1 protein-coding gene and 1 pseudogene are annotated in these 1,498 nt (G+C 51.8%); one reads left to right on the top strand and one right to left on the bottom strand.

Annotated features, from left to right (window positions below):
* Positions 1 to 122: pseudogene (locus F7R02_RS25320) on the top strand (IS3 family transposase); the annotation flags it as partial.
* A 741-nt stretch (positions 123 to 863) separates the two neighbouring features.
* On the opposite strand, the gene F7R02_RS25335 reads toward F7R02_RS25320, so the two are convergent.
* Positions 864 to 1,439 carry a phosphatase domain-containing putative toxin gene (locus F7R02_RS25335; protein WP_151210317.1) on the bottom strand — a complete coding sequence of 192 codons (576 nt, stop codon included), beginning with the start codon at positions 1,437 to 1,439 and terminating at the stop codon, positions 864 to 866.
* Positions 1,440 to 1,498: the final 59 nt, after the last annotated feature.

Here is a 1,498-nt window from a genome sequence, read left to right on the forward strand (position 1 = left end):
GAGCAAGAGCGGATGTGTTTGACTACATCGAGCGACGCCACAACCCAAGGATGCGGCGAAGGGCGGCCAAGCAGGATCAGAAGGTTGCAGCTCTTTTACAACCGTCCGTGATATCGGGGTAGAACCCCTGGCACCCATGACCGCCACGAAGAGCTCCACCGGGGTTGTTGCGCCGGTCATATGATCAGTGATCGAAGGGCGCACTCCGGAGAAGTCCAGAAACAGCTGTTGTCCCGGTACACGCACCTGACGCATGACCAGTCCTCGCTTACGCGCATAGCGGCGGTAGCGGCGTCGGAACTCGGTCTCTGACATCGCCCCGGCTTCCAAGCCAAGGACATATTCCTCATGCAATAGCGTGATCGTCATGCCGCGCCGCTGCAGCTCGGCGTGCACATACGACCAATCCGGTTCAACGAGCAACTTCTTCGCACTACTTTTGCCCGGATTGAGGGTCGGCAGGGATTCGTGTAAAAAACAGCCAAAAGTGGGATAAATTGCTGTTAGTAAAGAATTTTTTCACAGATTCCTGCCGGCCCTCAATCCCGGCCGCGTGTACTCCCGAATAGTCCTTGTGTGCTCTGCTGTGAAGCCGGCGGCATCCGTCTATACCCACACTGCGACCGACCGGTCTCGCACAGTCGCCGCAAGACAGTTGCAGCGTGCCGAACCTCGAAAGGGACCAGGTAGTGGATGAGCCGATGGAAGCGCCGTTTTATCTGGCAACTTCATGTTTTCACAAAAGAAATCGGATTCTGCGAGTCATTTTTACACGTATGTCGGCTAAACCCCAACTGACTGTCATTAAAGGATTTTTCAACAACTTCTGCCGACCCCCGACCCTCACTCAGGCCGTTGATCTATTATGGCAGATCAGGATTGTTGTTCAGATTTTCCCTAAGCCATTCGGACCATAACGCGGGTTGCCCGTTTGGATTTGACTTGGCGTACTCGTAAAACAAGGTAATAAGTTCCAGTCTATCATTACGAAAATCTGAACGCCCCTCGTGAGAGACATCTTTATTGAAATCTAGAGCTCGACCCGGGTTAAATGCCAGTTGCCGCTTGATGATGTCTTCAAACGATATTAAATGAGCATTTCTCAGAATGTCGTGCATAGCAATGAAGATGCCTGTACGACCTTGACCAACCCCGCAGTGCACATGTAGCCTCTCATTGGGTGCCATGTTCCTCTCCATTTTAACAAATGTATCTATATCCTCTGCACGCGGTCCGAGATGGTCTGTTACTGTCAAGCGCAGATATTCAGCACCTGCACTTTTCACAAGCTCTTCTTCGCTAAAAATAGATGGTTTATTTAGTCGCCCCTGAAAAACCCCCAGGCTGCATCCATTGCAAGGCTTAACCTGCGTTTTAGGTGTGCTGGAATTGCCAGTTTTCGTTACTCTACGAACTGGTTTCTGGCAGTTTTCGCCCATGCGTACACGCCGTCCTGCCGCCGAGCAGTTGCCTGCCGATGAGTTGTTTCGTTCGCGTT

The organism is Xanthomonas cissicola (assembly GCF_008801575.1).
Lineage (GTDB): Bacteria > Pseudomonadota > Gammaproteobacteria > Xanthomonadales > Xanthomonadaceae > Xanthomonas > Xanthomonas cissicola.

Bases quoted from the DNA above. Each gene is read 5' to 3' on its own strand.
- F7R02_RS25335 (WP_151210317.1), bottom strand. From the start codon at position 1,439: ATGGGCGAAAACTGCCAGAAACCAGTTCGTAGAGTAACGAAAACTGGC.